The organism is Streptomyces flavofungini, from assembly GCF_041028215.1.
Lineage (GTDB): Bacteria > Actinomycetota > Actinomycetes > Streptomycetales > Streptomycetaceae > Streptomyces > Streptomyces flavofungini_B.
The window spans coordinates 1-1,940 of the sequence record NZ_JASKYR010001168.1 but is presented as its reverse complement, the minus strand read 5'-3'; the positions used below and the strand labels follow the sequence as shown (position 1 = coordinate 1,940).

1 protein-coding gene is annotated in these 1,940 nt (G+C 74.1%); it reads left to right on the top strand.

What is annotated here, in order from left to right:
* Positions 1 to 1,940, top strand: a 1,940-nt coding sequence (locus AB8Z36_RS39440; protein WP_440582124.1) for an HD domain-containing protein, incomplete at both ends; no start/stop codon positions are given.

The window sequence follows — 1,940 nt, the reverse complement described above, 5'->3', positions numbered from 1 at the left end:
CCGTACAGCTCTGCTCGGGCCGCACGCGCCAGGAGGCATGGACGACCGCGGTCCGCGACCCCGAGCTGTGGGCCGCAGTCCGCTGCGACGAGGCCCGCAAGGCCCGCCTCCAGACGGCCCTGACCACGCTCACCAGGGAGTGCGCGCGGTGGTACGGCTCGGCGCTGGCCGGGGTCCAGGACCCCTGGGCGGACGACGACTATCCCGTACGGGTCCTGACCAAGGGCCTCAGGCCGCTGCTCGCCCCCTCGCAGACCCAGGGCGGTCCGCTCATCGACGCGGGCGAGTTCGCCGTCCTCGCGGCGGCCCCCTTCGTGCGCGAGGCGCTGCACGCCCTCGGCGTCAAGGCGGCCATCGGCGCCGACGCCTTCCGGCTCGATCCGGCGGTGGACGACGCCGAGGCCCAGACGGAGCGCGTGGACCTGGAGCACACCTTCGCCGCGCACGCGCTGATCTGGCGCAAGGGCCGTGAGCTGGCGGCCCGCGGACGCGCCGAGGAGGCGCGGGCCGTGGCCGCCTGGCTGATGCACCGGCACGTCAGGGGCCGGGAGGAGCTGTGGGACGAGGCGTATGCCGCGCAGCTCCTCGCCCCGCTCGCCACCGCCCTCATCGGGGACGGCGCGCCCGCCCGCCGCGTCGAGGAGCTCACCGACGAACTGGTCCGCGTCTGCCGCCAGACCGGCGTCGTGCCCGCCCGGTCCTACGACGACGAGCGCGAGGCCCCCTTCCGCCTCACCGAACTCGTGCGCCCGGGGCCGCCGGGAACCGGCGAGGTCACCGAGAGCTGGCGCCCGCGCGAGCTGTCCTGGCTGACCGCCGTCGCCGGGCTGCTCGGCGGCGACCTCAGGGACCTGCCCGGAGTCCTTGTCGACAACATCGGGGTGGCCGACGGACTCAGGCCCCGCCAGGCCGTCGAGAGCGTCGCCGAGCTGCGCTGGGTCAGGGACCGCTCCACCAGGGCCGTCGACCTCGACCTTCAGTGCCCGCACCCGGCCGTGCACGCGGGCCTTGAGGCGCTCACCGGCTGGACGGACGACGCGGTGCTGCGCATCAGGGAGCACGTGGGTCCCGCCGCCCCCGACGGGCTCCTCGCCCACCTGCCGGAGCGGGTCACCTGCCGCAGGCTGCGCCCCCAGTACGACCCCTGCACCAAGGGCGACACCTATGGAGTGCCCCTGATGCGCTTCGGCCTTGCCGAGGACGAGATGCGCGAACTCCTGATGGGCACCCAGCTCTACGGCGACAAGAACCTCGCCCTGCGCGAGCTCTACCAGAACGCCCTGGACGCCTGCCGCTACCGCGAGGCCCGCCTGCGCTACGGCAGGGCGGCCAAGGGCATCGCCCACTCCTGGCAGGGGGAGATCGTCTTCCGTCAGGGCAGGGACGCCGAGGGCCGCCCGTACGTGGAGTGCGAGGACAACGGCGTCGGCATGGGGCGCGACACGCTGCGGGGCACGTTCTCGCGCGCGGGGCGGCGCTTCGAGCAGTCGCGTGAGTACCGCAGGGAGCAGGCACGCTGGCGGCGGGCCGACGAGAACCTGCGGATCTTCCCCAACAGCCGTTTCGGCGTCGGTGTCTTCAGCTACTTCATGCTGGCGGACGAGATCAGCATCTCCACGCGCGTGACGGACGCGTACGGCCGCGCGGAGTCCGGCCGCGGCCTGCGGGTCGACATCGCCTCCAGCGGCAGCCTGTTCCGCATCAACGACCGCGACGAGGCGCGGCCCGGAGGCGGCACCCGCGTCCGGCTCCACCTCCAGGACGACGGCTCGGTCGACGTGGCGAAGGAGCTCGGCGCCCTGGTGTGGCGCTCCGACTTCGCGATGCGGGTCGAGCGGGACGGCGAGACCGTCCGGTCCTGGGAGAAGGACACGCTCTACTACGAGGGCGAAGCCTCGCGGCCGGTGCGTGCGGGGCGGGACCTGTGGTGGGTGCCGGGG